We start from the raw sequence: 16,392 nt of genomic DNA on the forward strand, positions 1-16,392 counted from the left end.
GGAGCAAAACAGGCCCGAGGCCCGAAAGGGCCTGACATTTACCCAGCCCTGACACCATTGGTTTCTGTATTTCTCCCTATTCAATAGCAATGCCCCCAAATTAAAGTTTTGAGTGTTGAGTTTTGAGTTTTAAGTTGAAGGAATAGGGCTATTAAACGTTGCTTCCTCTAACTCAAAACTCATAACTCAAAACTCAACACTTTTAAATGGATGCCAGCTAGTCCGGCCAAGCGGAGCGCTGAGGAAAAAGTGAGACCATGTTCCGTTTGGAGCGCCCCCGCCATCCCCATCCCATCTCATTCGTTCTTGTAACGATACAGGAGGAAGGGTGCCAAAGCTATTATACCGCTTTGTTAAAATTGCTGTTTTTTATATGAAATATAAAGAGGAACAAAAGAGGGTGGCAGATTAGTTCGAGAAGAGGTAAATAGGGACAAGGAGAAGGTATTACACATCACATGAAAGTCCAAGGTCCGGAACTCATCAGGATTAAGGCCTCTGCAGGGGCAGGAAAGACCTACGCCCTTAGTATACGTTTTTTGAGTCTTTTAAAAAAGATTCCTCCCAGTTCTAAGGGGCTTAGGTCTTTGATTGCCATAACCTTTACGAATAAAGCTGCCATAGAGATGAGGCAGCGTATATTAAACCACTTAAAAGCCATTGCCCTTAAGTCTGGGGGCTGGCGAGAAATTTCAAGAAAGACGGGTCTTACTCCCGAAGAGGCTGGAAAATGGATTGAGGTCATCTTGTCGAACTATTCAGACTTTCATATTCGTACTGTAGACAGTCTCCTTTTTTCAATCCTTAAAGGATTTTCTTTTGAATTTTCCATAAGGCCCGATTTTAACGTCGTTTTTAATATTGATGATATACTTGACGATGTTTTTGATATCATTTTATCTGGCGTTCAACACGATAAAAAGGAACTCATTGATAGAGCCCTTTCCACCTATTTTGACATTGACACCCAGGGGGGATTTTATCCTGAAAACGGCTTAAAAAAACGTTTAAAAGCCCTTTATTCGAAAGTAACTGAAGACATCGCCCAAAGAGAGATCGATGCTAAAAAGATACGAATTTCAAAAGAAAAGTCTGAGAGGGCATACAAGGAGTTTTTGGAGATCTTAAGCCAAATAGATGATGGGGCTGTTAAACGCAACCTTATTAGAGGACTTACACCCAATTTGGAAGCAGACAAGCTCCTCGACAGGGCCATATTTAAAAAGGATGTTGATGATCTATTTAAAAAGAATGCATCTGTGTCATCAGATGAGAAGGCTCATCTTGAAAGGGCGTTACAGTCCGTAAAGAAAAATCTGAGAGATTACGAGAGGATCTGTGAGGAGATTCCGTATTCAAGGGTTGGAGGCTATGTGCCGCTTCTTCATGAAATGCGAAGGTGCTGTGAGAATTTGTCTTTAAGGGAAGGGCTCATCCTTGGCTCAGATCACTGGACAGCCCTTATCCTAAAAGCCCTTCAAGAGGATGGCTTTGTCCCCCTTGTCTTTGAACATTTTGGAGGTCTATTTTCCCACTTTCTCTTTGATGAATTCCAGGACACCTCGCGCCAGCAATGGGAAGCCCTTTACCCCATATTCGAAGAGGCCCTCTCCCAGGGAGGCAGCCTATTTGTTGTGGGAGATGTAAAGCAGGCCATCTATCACTGGAGGGGAGGGGACATGGAACTTTTTGACGAGGTCCTTCAAAGGGACCGCTATTTCCCTTTCATCGATGTAATGAAAGATGAAATTCTTGGTAAAAACTATAGGGCCCATCCAGCCCTTGTGGACTTTGTAAACAGATTATTTGCTCCTCTAAAGGATCTTTCCACAGTAAAAAGCTGTATCGCAGACGAACTATTGGGAAAAAACACACCGGTAGTGGTTAAAAATGACCTCGCTGAAAAGATACTCAAGGCATATGATTCCCACGAACAGGAGGCTTCAGCAAAACGCCCTTTTAAAAGGAGGCCTAAGGTAAGCATTTTTGAGGTCTCAGGCTCAAAAAAGGAGATACGTTCTGGCATAAAGAATAGACTAATTCAAAAGGTGAGGGAAGAGTGGGAAAGTAGGCCCAGAGAAGATGGGGACTGTGCTTCACCCATAGCCTGTCTGGTGAGATCCCATAAGGATGCAGAAGAGGTTTCATCCTGGCTAATCTCAGAGGGTATACCCGTCATAACAGAGAATGCCTTAAAATTAAGCTCTTCTCTTTTGGTAAAAGGGATCATATGCCTCATGAAGCTCATAAATGATCCAGCAGACAATATTGCTCTCTATGGCCTTTTGGCGTCCAAGATTCTAAATTTCGGCCCTCAAAGTGAGGAAGAGCTGTCAAAGGCATGGTTAAGGGGAGAACACCATAAATGGACTCAGAAAGTAAATGAGATTATTCAGTCCTTAAAAGGGGCACTTATTAGGCGTACGCCATATGAGCTTTTACAGCAGATTATCGAAGTCACGGGTCTTTCAGATCGGATCAAAGATCATTTCCCTGACCAGTCAGTCTTTCTGGAAAGGCTCCTTGAAGTGACACATAATTTTGAAACAAAAGAAGGTGCCAGTCTACAAAAGTATCTTGATTTTTGGGATAAAGGTGGGCTGGAAGAGCGAGTAGGACTCCCTGAAAATATTGATGCTGTAAGGGTTATGACTATACACAAGGCGAAAGGCCTTGAATTCCCTGTGGTCTTCATACCGTTTACGGACTGGCAGATAAAAGACAGAACCCCAGTGGATGTCTATAATAACAGCCTTGTGTACCTGGGAGGAAAGCTAAACAATGAACTCCTGAGGGTGCGTGGACAAATATGGGCTATGGAAGTGCTCGAATCTCTAAATCTTTTTTATGTGGCACTGACACGGGCAATGGAAAGGATTTACTTTTTCGTAACTCTTCCAAAAACTAGTGGCCTAAAGCCGTTTTCTGTTGGCCTAAGACAACTTATTGAGAAAGCAAAAAAGACTGGGCTATTAGAAAAGGAGTACGTGTGTTGGGAGACCTTGGATCTGACACCTATGCCTCATTAAGGAGCCGCAAAAAAGGCCGTCTTCTCCACCAGGCCCTCTACTTTGTGGAGAAAAAGGAAGATCTTCTAGATCCAGAGCCATTGGTGAAAAAGGCATTTTGTTTTTTAGGAGAAAGGGTCAAAGGCTGGGACCTTAAGGGAGAATTCGTTTTGCCCCTTAAAAATCTCCTTAACCTTCCTGAAGTTGACATCATCTTTCCTAATGCTCCAAGTCTTGTTTTAAAAGAGAGAGAATTTCTTGTACCCAAGGGCAAGGATGGATTTTTCTCACTTAGACCTGATCGTGTGATAATCAAGGAAAATGAGGCCATTATAATAGAGTTTAAAAGTGAGGGGATTGACGCTTATCTTAAAAAGAAGCATCAAGAACAGGTCCTAACCTATAGAAAAATTGTAGAAAAGTCCTTTGGGCTATCAACTGTTGGATATCTTGTTTACTTAATTGAAAACCTTTGTGAACAGGTAAGATTTTCTTATGAATGAGATTATCGTTGTCCACCCGCGGCAAAATTTACTCAACATCGTAATGAATGATCTTCTGAAAAAGAATGAGCCTTGGGTGACTACTGTGCTTTTACCAAATAGGAGAGCAGGGCTATTTTTAAAACACTATCTCTCAAAGAGGGTGCATGGCCCGTTCTTGCTACCGCGCATTCTGACCCTGGAAGAGTGGATCAAGGAAATATATCTTAATCACACTGACTCCCCAAAGGAATTTATTGATGAATATGACCAGGCATGGATAATCTTCGAGGCATATAAAAGCTTGGTTGAGAAAAATGGGGCAAGACCTCCTTTATGGGACGACTTTTTCCCCTGGGCAATGAGAATCCAGCGTTTATTCGAGGAGCTGGACCTAGAGCTCACAGATCCCAAAAATATCGAATATCCCCCTACAGAAACCCTTTCAAGGGTCGCAATTTCCATTTTAGAAAGACTTGGAGATCTTTACGGTATTTTTCACAATCTCCTTGAAGAAAGGGGATTAATAACCTATTCGAGGCTGTTTTATGAAGTTGCCAGGACTCCATCAAGTTTTCTACAGCATGAAAATCCAGAAAATTTTCTCATAGTGGGGTTTTATGCCTTAACAAACGCAGAGGATCAGGTATTCAGGTGGCTATTTGACAATGGTGCCAGGATATACTGGCACAGTGAAACAGATCCACTGCCAGAACTTTATAGGAGATGGAAGGAAAACTGGAAGGTAGCTATAAATGAGGTTGAATGTGACTCATGTAAAGAAGAGAGCCCTACTTTGTCATTTTTTGAGGCACATGACCTCCATGCAGAACTAAAGGAGCTCAAAAAGGGACTTTCAAAAATAGATGATTTCGAGCCAGACCGCTGTGCAGTGGTCCCGCTTCTCAATACAAGCCTTATACCACTTTTACACCACCTCCCAGACGTACCAGTAAATTTGACAATGGGTTACCCCCTAAACCTCACAGGACCCTATACCTTTATCAAACTATTGATGAATATAGTAAGTGGCCTTGTAGAGTCCAAATTTCACCTTAAAGATCTGATTGAATTTTTGAGAGGACCTTATACGGATTATCCTGGACTGGTTGATGCCCTTAGGGAATATGGGGCGCCTTTCGTTACAAAAGAGGAACTCATACAAATAGCTAATAGGCTAGGCATAAAAAAAGAGATTCTTTTATTAATAGAGGAAATACTGATCCCTTTTGAAACAGCCCGTAGTACAAAAGACCTTTGTCTAGCATTAAATGGAGTAATTTCATATCTCAAATCACGTCTTTTGCCAGATGAAAATGATGAGAATATAGAGTCAAATTCCAGTGACCTTTTGAAATTAGACCTTTCGGTATTGATGGTCCTCGAAGAAAACGTTCTGCCTATTCTTGAAAATGGATTCTTTTCCCATGTACCCATGACAACACGGGGGCTTTTCAGGTTTTTTGAGGACATTTCATCTTCGATAAGGATACCTTTTGAGGGTGAGCCCTTATCCGGCATTCAGGTCATGGGACTTTTAGAGACAAGGCTAATAAATTTTGAAGAAATTTTTTTCATTGACGTAAATGAAGGGGTGTTTCCAGGCTCAGAAGAGGTGGATCCTATTCTACCCTATGGAATGCGTATAGTGCTTGGGCTTCCAGACAGATATCGTGAGGAATTGATACTGAAATACCATTTTGAAAGGCTGATAAAGGGGTCCAAGGTAACTCACCTAATGTGGCAATACCAGACCAATAAGGCGTCGAATAATGAACTCGAGGCCAAGAAAGTTAGAAGCCGATTCATTGAAAAACTCATATGGGAAATAGAAAAGAAAGAAGCCAAACCCTTGAGCCCAAATGAAAGAGTAAAATTTTCCAGGGTGGATCTCCCCTTAAACGGTATTTTTTCAGAAGCAGCCTTAAAAAAGGATGAGGAACACCTTAGAGTACTAAGGACCAGGCTTGGTAAAATCAGTCCGACTGCCCTTGAGCTTTATCTTACCTGCCCCAAAAAATTCTATTTTGAAAAGATTCTTGGCCTGTCACCTGGAAAGGTACCAGAAGAAATTGACCATGGAGCAATAGGTACTGCTGTACATAAGGCCCTTGAAAGGTATTATAGAGAGCTTACTGTTTCAAAAGCTTACATAAAAAAAGATGAATTAGATATAGATAGACTCTTTTTATTTTTTAAGGAGATATTGCAGGGGGAAGAATTTTTCCAACATCTGTCTTCTGAACGACGTTATTTAGTATTTAAGGGGGCATATTTTCGTTTAAAGAAGTTTATTGAATGCCAACCTAACTATACGGAAATACAGGCACTGGAAAAAGTGCTTAAGAAACGACTCAGCATTTACGATGATTTTTCAATAGAACTTTTTGGGATTGCAGACCGAATCGATAAAAGAGATCAACATTTTTTGATATTGGACTATAAAACCGGTTATGTAGAAGAAATTAACGGATTAAAATTGATGAATTTCAATCCATCTGCTCTTGAGGCCACATTTAATGAAGATTCACTTCTTGAATTCAGAGAACAAATTGGGCATATTCAGCTTCCCTTTTATAACTACCTATTTTGTACTGAAAAACAAGGTGATTTTAAACAGGTGTGGCACCACACCACAGCCGCATATGTCGATCTGAGGAAGACAGGAAAAGAACAATTTTTAATAAAACCTGACAAATTAGGTGAGGAATGGGGGGAATGGCTAAAGGCAGATTTTATTGAGGGCATTAAATTTTTAATAAAGCACATACTACATTCGCCATATTGGTACCCTGCCACCGACCCGCTTTCATGCAGGTGGTGCGATTATAGGGATGGTTGTAAGCACAGCTAAAAAAACAATATAGAAAAGGTCAGGATTTACTATGGAACTTTGGTACACAGAATTACACACAAAAGGATCTGGAATTTGTTTTAAGGTGAAGGAGACACTCTTTAAAAAGCATTCCAAGTTTCAAGAAGTAACTGTGTTAGATACAGAAGACTATGGACGCATGCTGGTAATTGATGGCCTTGTGATGCTCACAGAAAGAGATGAATTCATATATCACGAAATGATGGCACATCCAGCCTTATTCCTCCATAGATCCCCAGAAAACGTGCTCGTAATTGGAGGGGGAGACGGCGGTACTGTAAGAGAAGTAGCAAGACACAAGGCAGTTAAAAGTATAACTCTTTGCGAAATTGATGATGTGGTCTTGGATGTGGCCAAGAAATTTTTCCCCAATCTCTCAACTCAACTCTTTTCAGACAACAGGGTGGAGATAATAGTTGATGATGCATCAAAACATATAAAAGACAAAAAAGAGAATTACGATGTCATTTTAGTAGATTCCTCAGACCCCGTTGGACCAGCTGAAAATCTTTTTAAAAGAGATTTTTTCGAATCCCTCAAAAAATCATTAAAACCTGACGGAATAGTGGTTTTACAGAGCGAATCACCATTTTATCACCTGGATATCATAAAAAATGTTCGGGAAAATCTGCTTGGAGCCGGTTTTGATAATGTACTATTCTATTGGGCACACATTCCAACCTATCCAGGTGGTGTGTGGTGCTGGGCCATTGCATCTTGCACGTATCATCCAATAAAGGATTTTTCTCTCGAGGGCAAAGATTTTAACATGGAGTTAAAGTACTATAGCCCTGAAATCCACAAGGCCTCCTTTATACTGCCAGAATACTTTAAAAGAGCGCTTTCGGAAGTGTTGAGTTTTGAGTTTTGAGTGTCGAGTTGAAGGAAGAAAGGCGTTCGGAAGTGTTGAGTTTTGAGTGTTGAGTGTTGAGTTGAAGGAAAAGAACTTTAGAAGGAATGTTGAGTTTTGAGTTGAAGGAGGAAGAAGTTCGAATTTGCATTCTTTGATGGAGTCCTGAGGAAGAGGTCAGGGCGGAAATGAAGAAAAAGGGTATAACTCTCCCTTTTGAGAAAGAAAACTGTATATATATTCCTGAGTCGCCAGGGGTCTACATTTTTAAGGACTCAAAGGAGTCCGTTATCTATATAGGTAAGGCTGTAAACCTTAGAAAGCGAGTCCAATCTTACCATAGAGACCCTGGTACGCAGCCCCCCAAAGTTCAGCTGATTTCCTCAAGGGCTGCGACAATGGAATTCATAGTATGTTCTACAGAAAAAGAGGCACTCATCTTAGAAGATGCCCTAATTAAGGAAAAGCGGCCCAAATACAACGTCAGACTGAGGGATGATAAGGCCTATCCATTTATAAGAATTGGATTGGATCATGAATTTCCAAGGATCCATCTAGTGCGAAAGAGAAAGGATGATGGTGCATCTTATTTTGGGCCTTATACATCTTCAGAGGCAGCAAGGAGCACTTTGCGATTCGTGGCAAAGACGTTTGGACTCAGGACATGCCCTGACACCGTTTTAAAGACCCAGAAAAGGCCGTGTCTTCGGGCACAAATAAATCTTTGCCTTGCTCCGTGTGATGAGGACATAAATAAGGAATTATATAAAAAGAGTGTCAATGATGCTTTGGCATTTCTTGGGGGCAGAAAAAGGGATCTCATAGAACGCCTTCGCTGCCAAATGGAAGATGCATCTCAGGCCTTAGATTTTGAAAAGGCAGCTCGCTTGCGAGATCAGATAAAGGCAATTGAGGTGGCTATAGAGCCTCAAGACGTAGTCTTATCAAAACCACTTGATTTGGATTGTATAGGCCTTGCTGCAGATACAACCGTGGGCCGAGCACTGGTGGTAATGCTAAAGGTAAGAGAAGGCCGGGTCGTTGGTAGAGATCAATTTGAATTTGATGTGATTGAAGGAGAAGAGGAAGGAGAAATTCTAAGGGCCTTTTTAAAGGAAAAATACCACTGTCTTGAGACAAAAATGGTAATTTTGCCACTGGAACTAGAGGACAAGTCATTAATGGAGGAATTTCTTAAGGCGAAGAATTCTTTACCAATTAAATTGATCCATCCCAAAAGAGGGGAAAAGAAGAAGCTTTTGTCATTGGCCAGAGAAAATGCTGAGGTGGCATTGGCCACTGTATTGAAAAACATATATGAGTGGAACAAGATACAAAAGGCATTAAAGAATAGGCTTGACTTAGATTTTGAACCATCCTGGATAGAGTGTATAGATGTCTCTCATACAGTTGGAAGAGATAGGGTCGGCAGCCTTGTTTGTTTTAAAGACGGCGAGCCGCTAAAGTCCTACTATAGGCAATATAATCTTTGTCCAAGCAAGGGAGCAGATGATTACGCTGGTATTCGTGAAATTATAAAAAGGAGAATAGAAAGGGTAAAAAAAGAGGGTAGGGGACCTGATTTGATCATTATTGACGGTGGTAAGGGCCAATTAAATGCGGCATGCGAAGAACTTTCTTTGAGAACTCCAGATATTGGTGACACTCTAGTGCCCTTTCTAATTGCCATTGCAAAAGAACGAGATGGTTCAGTTGACAAGATTTATACCAAGGGACATGGATTACCCTTATTATTGAAAAAGGACGATCCAGTCCTGCTTTTTATACAAAAAATCAGGGATGAGGCCCATAGATTTGGGATAACTGCCCATAGAAAAAAAAGGCTTAAGGGCATTCGTTTTTCTGTTCTGGAAGAGATACCTGGGGTAGGCGCTAGGAGAAAGGAGAAACTTTTAAAAGAGTTTGGCAGTCTAGGTGGTATTAAAAATGCGACCATCGAAGAACTGAGAAAGGTCCCTGGAATTACCTATGATATTGCAAAACAGATTAAGGAAAAACTTGATGCATAAATTGTAGAGGAGCTACATTTAAAATGTCTGCGTCTGGGTGGCGACCCTGTGAGGGGTTTGTATGTGCTCATGACAAAATGATATGTTTCTGTTATAAATTGTTGATGAATATGGAACGGTCGTTCCCTTTATACTGACTGTGGTGTATGTTTTAATTGTAGCAAATTTAAGGGGATGAAAGCTGAACAAAAAATCACTATAAAAAATAGGTTAGGATTGCATGCCCGCCCAGCTACAAGATTTGCCCAACTTGCAAGCACTTTCCAATCCCAGATTTGGCTTGAGAGAAATGGTGAGTCTGTAGATGGAAAAAGTATACTTGAGGTTCTTACATTGGCCTGTCCAAAAGGCACTACTTTGATTGTGCGTGCTGAAGGTCCAGATTCAATAGACGCAGTTGAGGCTTTGAAGCGTTTGGTTGAAAATCGATTTGGAGAGATTGATTAATGAAAACCCTTGTGTTTAGAGGGGTTGGAGCATCTCCTGGAATCGCCATTGGTAAGGCACGTATTCTTGAGCAGGGGAAATTTGAAGTAATCCGCCAAAAAATACCTGCTCATTCTATTGAAAAAGAAAAAACGAGATTCAAAGAGGCTGTATCCAGGGTTGAAAATCAACTAGAGTCCTTACTTCAAGAAATTTCCGAAGAACTAAAAGATCATGCCGCAATTTTTAAGGCCCACCTCATGATGCTTAGGGACAATATGATCTATGATCGCACCCTTCAATTGATAGAACAGGAGGGAATCAATGCGGAATGGGCCTTATCTAAAGTACTCGACTGGATAAAGAAAGTCTTTGCCAAGATTAAAGATGACTTCATCAGAGAGCGTTTTACAGACGTTGAGGATGTCATAAAAAGGGTTCAAATGACCCTAGTAGGGGAAAATTTAGTAAAAAATCTCAATTTTACAGAACCATCAGTGCTTATAGCCAATGATCTGTCCCCAGCAGACACAGTGCAGATGAATCCAGAACTGATAATGGGGTTTGTGACAGAAAAGGGCAGTAGAACATCGCATACTGCAATTGTTGCAAGATCCCTTGGCATTCCCGCAGTAGTTGGAGTTGAAGGGATTTTGAATCATGTGCTCTCGGATGAAACGGTAATAGTAGATGGACTGTGTGGAGAGCTCATCATCACCGATGATCCAGTAGTTCTTTCCCGCTACAGGGAAAAGCAGGAGGCATTTAGTAAATACAGTTTAGACATAATCAATACTAGTCATCTTCCAGCAGAGACCAAAGACGGCTTTAGGGTGACAATAAAGGCCAATATCGAAATGATCGATGAAATACCTTCAGTAATAACCTATGGAGCTGAAGGTGTTGGCCTGTTGAGAACGGAATTTTTATATCTGTCAAAAAAGGGGCTCCCAAAAGAAGAAGATCTCTATAGCGTTTATAGAGAAATGGTGGAAAGACTAAATCCATATCCTGTCACAATCCGTACGCTGGATATTGGCGGGGATAAATTTGTTTCCTCAGTCCCGTTGTGTGAGGAAATGAATCCTGCCCTTGGACTTAGGGCCATAAGGCTTTGCCTAAGAGAACCAGAACTTTTTAAGACCCAACTCAGGGCAATACTTAGAGCAAGCGCCCATGGAGAGGTGAAGATACTCTTCCCATTGATTTCAGGGAAGATGGAGATAATTGAGGCCAGAGAAATCTTGGAAGAAGCCAAACAGGAACTCAAACAAAAGAATCATCCCTTTGATGAAAATATCCAAGTTGGGATAATGATAGAGGTGCCCACTGCCGTGATGATGGCAGATGTACTGGCCAAAGAAGTTGATTTCTTTAGTATCGGCACCAATGACCTAATCCAATATTCCCTTGCAATTGATAGGGTGAATGAGAGGGTTGCCCACCTTTATGAGCCCCTGCATCCGGCAATATTAAGGATGCTGCAAAAGACTGTTGATGCTGCCCATGCTCACGGTATTGAAGTGGCTGTTTGCGGCGAGATGGCAGGAGAGCCAATGTATGTACCGGTATTGCTTGGTATGGGAGTTGATGAATTCAGCATGAACGCCATTGTTGTCCCAAGAATAAAAAAGATGATCAGGGGCATTTCGCAGGAAAAGTGTAAAGAACTTTTTAATGAACTCCTAGAGGAAAGCACAGCAATTGCCATTAGGAGACGTCTCTTGAAGTTTTTAAGCGACTATTATCCTGAAGAATTTAGCCCTGAAAAGGGACTTTATTGCGATCTTGCTCGCACCAACTCAAAACTCAGCACCCAAAATTTTTAATGTTTTCTTCCTTCAACTCAAAACTCATCACTCAAAACTCAACACTTTTAAGTGGGGGCCTCTATATCCACGTTCCATTTTGTAGAAAAAAGTGTCCTTATTGTGATTTTTTAAGTATTCCATATTCCAAGGAAGCGGAAGCCAAATATTTAAAACGCCTTTTAGGTGAACTAAAGGAAAAAAAACGATTAGTTGCGAAAAGGCCGTTTAATCTAAAAACTCTCTATGTCGGTGGTGGAACCCCTTCGGTATTATCACTTGAATCCATTACAAAGATAGTAGAGGCTGTCAAAGAAGCCTTCTTTAGGGACAGACCTCCTGTTGAAGCCACTATTGAATGCAATCCAGAATCATCTTCCTTGAAATCATTCAAAAAATTTAAGGAACTGGGCTTTAGCAGACTAAGTATAGGGGTTCAGGATCTCACCCAGCGGGGGCTTGACGCACTTGATCGGCCACACGGTGTGATTGAAGCAAAAAATGCAATTGAGTTGGCAAAAGAGGCAGGATTTGAGGACATCTCAATAGATTTAATCTTTGGCTGGCCCACTCAATCCAAAGAGGAGCTTTTGACTACTCTTGATCTAGTGGCAACTCTAAAGGCCGTTACACATATTTCCTATTATGAACTAACTATTGAGGAAAACACCAAATTCTATGAACTAGAATCACTTGGCCGCCTTGAGGTTTTAAATCAAGATACCTTATGGGAATTCACTGAAATTATAGAAGATACTCTTAAAAAGCTTGGTTTTACCCAATACGAAATTTCAAATTTTGCAAAACCAGGTCATGAAGCAAGACACAACACTGGATACTGGAAAAACCTGCCATATATAGGGTTGGGGCCCTCGGCCGTATCATATCTACCTCCGAGGCGATGGATGAATGTAAGAGATCTAAATCTGTATTTGGACCCTGGATTTGGTGAGATCCCAATTGAATGGGAAGAGTCCCTTGAAAACGAGGAATCCTTTAGGGAAACCCTTGTAATAGGGCTGAGAATGGTAGAGGGGGTCTCTATAAAAGGGCTTGAGATGAGATACGGGATAAATCCATTTGATTATTATGGACAGACCTTGAATGAACTAATGGAGGATAATTTCTTGGGGCTGGAAAATGATCATCTCTTCCTTACCAAAAAAGGAAGAAGAGTGGCTAATGGGGTGCTATCAAAGCTTGTATAGAGAAAAAGGTCAAAAAAGGCCTCATCCTGAGATAAATCACGGTTTACTGTGCGCAATTTATGGATTATTTTAAGATCCAATTCTGCATAGGTTGCCTGTTTTAAAGTCAATTTTCACTAAACAGAGAACTGTTGACACCATATTCAATCTTCGAGGGGACTAAAATGAGCAAAGACGTAGAAACTGTTCTGGATACTTCAAAGGAGCTTCGTTCCAAAGATGAATTTTGTTTTTCCTGTGTACCAGATAAGGACTGTTTTACACAGTGCTGTTATGATCTCACCTTAATGCTGATGCCCTATGACATTTACAGGCTGAAAAAGGCCTTGGGTATGAGTTCTAAGGAATTTTTGGAACGTTATACCAGTGTGCATGTGGGGCCTGGCACTGGCATTCCAGTTGTCACAGTAAAGATGGAAGGTCCTTATCTCAAATGCCCCTTTTTGGAAGAGGGCAAAGGATGTACTGTCTACAACGACCGGCCCGGTGCCTGTAGGGCATATCCACTTGCGAGAATTGCACAACGATCCCACGAAACAGGGGAGATTGACGAATATTATTATGTAGTGAGAGAGTCTGATTGTAGAGGCTTTAAAGATTGTAAATCCTGGACAGTGGAAGAGTGGGTCCAGCACGAAGGACTTTCGGAATATAATGAGTTTAATGACCTTTTCAGCGAGCTCATTCATGCAAAGAACAAATCAGGCGTCGGCCAACTCAATGCGGATCAAATAGAAATGTTTTACATGGGTTGCTATGATATTGACTCATTCAGAGAATTTTTCCTCGAAGGCCCGAACCTTGATAGATACATGGAAGATGAGGCAACCATACAAAAGCTCCAGGAAGATGAACTTGAGCTTTTAAAATACGGAATTCGGTGGGTAAAGAAAAAGCTATTTGAAGGCGGGAGTTGTATTGCCTGTGGACTCAGCTGAAGTGGAAATTCATACTGATGGAGCATGTTCGGGAAATCCTGGCCCCGGTGGTTATGGTGCGATCCTGCGGTATAAGAATGTTGAGAAAGAGATTTTTGGCTGGACCTCAAAGACCACCAATAATCGCATGGAGATGCTCGCTGCCATACGTGCCCTAGAAGCCCTAAAGAGACCGTGTAAAGTAAAAATATTTACAGATTCTCAGTATCTTAAAAATGGAATTACTCAATGGGTTTCAGGCTGGATATGTAAGGGATGGAAAAATTCTGCTGGAAAACCAGTAAAAAATATCGACTTGTGGCAGCGCCTCCTTGAACTTGTAAAGATCCATACGCTTGAATGGATTTGGTTGAAGGGGCATGCTGGCCACGAATTAAATGAAAGAGCAGATAATCTTGCGCGTTTTGCTATAGTCAAGGGTCAGAAAGGGGAACTTCCTGAGGATGTAGAGGGTCGTCTACCTGTATAGAGGGTGACGATACCGAAGGTTAGGGGGCGGTACTTTACATCTCTAAAGCCAGCAGACTCCATCATTGCAGCAACCACCTCTGGGGCGTGGAATTCCTGTATTGAAGTTGCGAGATATGAATATGCCTCCTTATCTCCTGAAATGATACCGCCAATATTGGGCAAAATATTATGTAAATAAAAAAAGTAATACTTTGAAAACAGCTTATTTTTAGGTCTTGAAAACTCCAGAATACTTAAGACCCCTCCTGGTTTAAGGACCCTAAACATCTCCATAAGGCCCTTTTCAGGGTTAGCAAGATTACGAATTCCAAAGGCAATAGTTATTCCAGAAAACACATTTTCTTTAAAAGGAATTAACTCTGCGTCTCCCTGAACCAAAAGAATATCATTGGCCATTTTGAGACTGTTGATTCTGTTTTTCCCATGAAGTAACATGTCGAGGCAAAAGTCTAAGGCAATGATTTTTCTTTTGGTATATTTTCTCAGGACAATCGAGAGAGGAAGCGTGCCTGCACATAAATCCAAAATAGGACCATCAGGCAAATTTTTAAGGGTCTCAGCAGTCCTTTTCCTCCAATACTTGTCCACAGAAAAGCTTAAAAGGGTATTGAGTAGGTCGTAGCGACTTGTTACAGAGGAAAATTTATTTTTTACAAAACTTTTTTTTTCGTCGTTATTTTGAGAAAATTTCATTTTTGACACATGAAGGAACAAATTTACAAGATCCTAAAAGACCTTTCTGATGGTAAAACTGACGTAGAGGATGCTCTCTACCAATTAAAAAAGCTTCCCTATGAAGATCTTGGTTGGGCCAAGATTGATCATCACAGGAGCATCCGAAAAGGTATTCCTGAGGCCATTTATGGGGAAGGGAAGGGGGCTGAGCAGATTGTAAAAATTGCTCAGAAAATGAGTGAATCTGGCCATCCCATATTGGTGACACGGGTTTGCCCTCAAAAGGCAAGCGAAATCCTAAAAAAGGCCCCTTTTCTCGAATACAATTCGGATGCAAGGCTACTTCATTCACCTATTTCCCCTCCTAATAACTCCGACAAAAAAGTTATTACTGTACCAGTGATTACCGCGGGCACTAGTGACATCCCCGTGGCAGAAGAGGCAGCCATTACACTCGAACTCAATGGCATCAGGGCCAAAAGAATCTTTGATTGCGGGGTAGCTGGTATTCACCGGCTCTTTGACCATATAGACGTAATACAAAAGGCCCCGGTTATTATCGTTGTCGCAGGCATGGATGGAGTGTTACCTGGACTAATTGCCGGCATTGCTCCATGTCCTGTAATAGGAGTGCCAACAAGTATTGGATATGGTGCAAATTTTAAAGGAGTCGCCCCCCTTTTAACTATGTTAAACACCTGTTCTCAGGGCCTCTGCGTGGTAAATATTGATAACGGATTTGGAGCAGCCTGTGTGGCTGCCCTTATATGTTCAAGGATTAAAGAATTTAATCCTTGAGAAGTCCTTTTGCCCTAAGCTTTTTACGTTTTTCTCTACGTCTACGCCTTCTTTCGATTTCCCTTCTTCTTTCTATCTTTTTGTGCTTCGCCATACTACCTCCTTTTTTTTGAGCCTCTTTAATAAAAAAGGAATTGGGTTAAGTCAACTTTTTCTTGATAAGAAATTCTTTATAAATATGATTGAATTAAAATAAGCCGAATGTGAGGGAGCCACAAGGTGAAAGTCAAAAATTGGATGACGAAAAAATTGATCACGATTGGACCCAATTGCAGTGTAAAGGAAGCAGTCCACTTGATGTACAAATATTCTATTAGGCATATCCCCGTTGTGGACCACAATGAACTACTAGGCTTAGTAACAGAAAGCAATCTCAGACAATATTTTTACCACTCTGAATTGGACTCTTTAAAAGTCGAAGACGTGATGATTTTAAACCCTATTACTGTGGATCCTAATTCAAGTATCGACTCAGCAGCTCGTCTAATCCATGAATTTAAGATTGGCGGTCTTCCAGTACTAGATAAGAGATCCCTTGTAGGAATTATTACAACAACGGATATTTTATCTGCATTTTTACAGTTTTTAGGACTCTTGAAAGAAAGCTCTCGGCTGGATGTCATTTTAAATGACACCAAGAACCTAGATGAAGTCCTGACAATAATTAGGAAGCATGGTGGAAAGGTCATAAGTGTCGGCATGGAGGCCACTAGTACTAGGAAGAAAATACATTATATACGTCTTGAAAAAATAGATCTTTTACCTATAGTGAAAGCCATTGAGGAGAAGGGCCACAAAGTGGTATCTGTCCTCGATTAAAAAC

At 41.1% G+C, this 16,392-nt stretch carries 13 protein-coding genes; 12 read left to right on the forward strand and 1 reads right to left on the reverse strand.

Translation table 11 applies throughout. From position 1 onward, the window contains the following. The first annotated feature begins 458 nt into the window (after positions 1–458). The 10 genes from DBT_RS06455 to rnhA all read left to right on the forward strand — a co-directional run bounded on the left by DBT_RS06455 (position 459) and on the right by rnhA (position 14,094). Positions 459–3,029 (forward strand): UvrD-helicase domain-containing protein, encoded by a 2,571-nt coding sequence (locus DBT_RS06455; protein ID WP_067618024.1) that lies wholly within the window; start codon positions 459–461, stop codon positions 3,027–3,029. After that, positions 2,990–3,511, forward strand: a complete 522-nt coding sequence (locus tag DBT_RS06460; protein ID WP_141674233.1) for a hypothetical protein — start codon at positions 2,990–2,992, stop codon at positions 3,509–3,511. Before DBT_RS06455 ends, DBT_RS06460 begins: the two co-directional genes overlap by 40 nt. After that, positions 3,504–6,344: a PD-(D/E)XK nuclease family protein gene (locus DBT_RS06465; protein ID WP_067618028.1), complete on the forward strand. Its 2,841-nt coding sequence runs from the start codon at positions 3,504–3,506 to the stop codon at positions 6,342–6,344. The genes DBT_RS06460 and DBT_RS06465 overlap by 8 nt, the downstream gene beginning before the upstream one ends. Positions 6,345–6,375: 31 nt before the next feature. After that, complete coding sequence (gene speE, locus DBT_RS06470; RefSeq protein WP_067618030.1) at positions 6,376–7,236, forward strand: polyamine aminopropyltransferase; 861 nt, start codon at positions 6,376–6,378, stop codon at positions 7,234–7,236. A gap of 167 nt (positions 7,237–7,403) precedes the next feature. Next, positions 7,404–9,245, forward strand: a complete 1,842-nt coding sequence (gene uvrC / locus DBT_RS06475) for an excinuclease ABC subunit UvrC (protein WP_067618034.1) — start codon at positions 7,404–7,406, stop codon at positions 9,243–9,245. Positions 9,246–9,419: 174 nt separating this feature from the next. Beyond that, positions 9,420–9,692: an HPr family phosphocarrier protein gene (locus DBT_RS06480; RefSeq protein WP_067618035.1), complete on the forward strand. Its 273-nt coding sequence runs from the start codon at positions 9,420–9,422 to the stop codon at positions 9,690–9,692. Then, positions 9,692–11,500 (forward strand): phosphoenolpyruvate--protein phosphotransferase, encoded by a 1,809-nt coding sequence (ptsP, locus tag DBT_RS06485; RefSeq protein WP_067618036.1) that lies wholly within the window; start codon positions 9,692–9,694, stop codon positions 11,498–11,500. Before DBT_RS06480 ends, ptsP begins: the two co-directional genes overlap by 1 nt. Further along, positions 11,500–12,687 carry a radical SAM family heme chaperone HemW gene (gene hemW, locus DBT_RS06490; RefSeq protein WP_067618043.1) on the forward strand — a complete coding sequence of 396 codons (1,188 nt, stop codon included), beginning with the start codon at positions 11,500–11,502 and terminating at the stop codon, positions 12,685–12,687. Before ptsP ends, hemW begins: the two co-directional genes overlap by 1 nt. 164 nt (positions 12,688–12,851) lie before the next feature. Beyond that, on the forward strand, positions 12,852–13,625 hold the full coding sequence (locus DBT_RS06495) for a YkgJ family cysteine cluster protein (protein ID WP_083186679.1): 774 nt from the start codon (positions 12,852–12,854) through the stop codon (positions 13,623–13,625). Continuing rightward, positions 13,612–14,094, forward strand: a complete 483-nt coding sequence (rnhA, locus tag DBT_RS06500; protein WP_067618228.1) for a ribonuclease HI — start codon at positions 13,612–13,614, stop codon at positions 14,092–14,094. Before DBT_RS06495 ends, rnhA begins: the two co-directional genes overlap by 14 nt. Here rnhA and ubiE read toward each other — a convergent pair. Further along, positions 14,046–14,789 (reverse strand): bifunctional demethylmenaquinone methyltransferase/2-methoxy-6-polyprenyl-1,4-benzoquinol methylase UbiE, encoded by a 744-nt coding sequence (gene ubiE / locus DBT_RS06505; RefSeq protein WP_083186680.1) that lies wholly within the window; start codon positions 14,787–14,789, stop codon positions 14,046–14,048. The genes rnhA and ubiE overlap by 49 nt on opposite strands. Before the next feature lie 9 nt (positions 14,790–14,798). Between ubiE and larB the strand changes: the two genes are divergently transcribed. Beyond that, positions 14,799–15,569 (forward strand): nickel pincer cofactor biosynthesis protein LarB, encoded by a 771-nt coding sequence (gene larB / locus DBT_RS06510; protein ID WP_067618054.1) that lies wholly within the window; start codon positions 14,799–14,801, stop codon positions 15,567–15,569. Between the two features lie 237 nt (positions 15,570–15,806). Continuing rightward, positions 15,807–16,388, forward strand: a complete 582-nt coding sequence (locus tag DBT_RS06515; protein WP_244155326.1) for a CBS and ACT domain-containing protein — start codon at positions 15,807–15,809, stop codon at positions 16,386–16,388. Positions 16,389–16,392: the final 4 nt, after the last annotated feature.

This window comes from Dissulfuribacter thermophilus (assembly GCF_001687335.1).
Lineage (GTDB): Bacteria > Desulfobacterota > Dissulfuribacteria > Dissulfuribacterales > Dissulfuribacteraceae > Dissulfuribacter > Dissulfuribacter thermophilus.

Coding starts and splice junctions, on each gene's coding strand:
- DBT_RS06455 (WP_067618024.1), top strand. CDS start 459: ATGAAAGTCCAAGGTCCGGAACTCATCAGGATTAAGGCCTCTGCAGGG.
- DBT_RS06465 (WP_067618028.1), top strand. CDS start 3,504: ATGAATGAGATTATCGTTGTCCACCCGCGGCAAAATTTACTCAACATC.
- speE (WP_067618030.1), top strand. CDS start 6,376: ATGGAACTTTGGTACACAGAATTACACACAAAAGGATCTGGAATTTGT.
- uvrC (WP_067618034.1), top strand. CDS start 7,404: ATGAAGAAAAAGGGTATAACTCTCCCTTTTGAGAAAGAAAACTGTATA.
- DBT_RS06480 (WP_067618035.1), top strand. CDS start 9,420: ATGAAAGCTGAACAAAAAATCACTATAAAAAATAGGTTAGGATTGCAT.
- ptsP (WP_067618036.1), top strand. CDS start 9,692: ATGAAAACCCTTGTGTTTAGAGGGGTTGGAGCATCTCCTGGAATCGCC.
- hemW (WP_067618043.1), top strand. CDS start 11,500: ATGTTTTCTTCCTTCAACTCAAAACTCATCACTCAAAACTCAACACTT.
- DBT_RS06495 (WP_083186679.1), top strand. CDS start 12,852: ATGAGCAAAGACGTAGAAACTGTTCTGGATACTTCAAAGGAGCTTCGT.
- ubiE (WP_083186680.1), bottom strand. CDS start 14,789: ATGAAATTTTCTCAAAATAACGACGAAAAAAAAAGTTTTGTAAAAAAT.
- larB (WP_067618054.1), top strand. CDS start 14,799: ATGAAGGAACAAATTTACAAGATCCTAAAAGACCTTTCTGATGGTAAA.
- DBT_RS06515 (WP_244155326.1), top strand. CDS start 15,807: ATGACGAAAAAATTGATCACGATTGGACCCAATTGCAGTGTAAAGGAA.